The sequence below is a fragment of the Streptomyces sp. NRRL S-646 genome (genome assembly GCF_000720765.1).
Classification (GTDB): Bacteria; Actinomycetota; Actinomycetes; order Streptomycetales; family Streptomycetaceae; genus Streptomyces.
Map to the genome: position 1 here is coordinate 1 of NZ_JODC01000129.1, position 269 is coordinate 269.

The window sequence follows — 269 nt, forward strand, 5'->3', positions numbered from 1 at the left end:
CAAGGCCGAGGAGCTGGCCGCCCTGCCGCTTCAGGAGCGCCTCAAGCGGCGCATCATCGACGGCGAGCGCAACGGCCTGGAGGCCGACCTCGACGAGGCCCTCCGGACCCGCAAGGCCCTGGACATCGTCAACGAGACGCTGCTGGACGGCATGAAGGTCGTCGGCGAGTTGTTCGGCTCCGGCCAGATGCAGCTGCCGTTCGTGCTGCAGTCCGCCGAGGTGATGAAGACGGCCGTCGCCCACCTCGAACCGCACATGGACAAGGTCG

At 68.4% G+C, this 269-nt stretch carries 1 protein-coding gene; it reads left to right on the forward strand.

From position 1 onward, the window contains the following. The coding region (locus tag IH68_RS51485) for a B12-binding domain-containing protein (RefSeq protein ID WP_037886806.1) at nucleotides 1-269 on the forward strand (269 nt) is incomplete at both ends.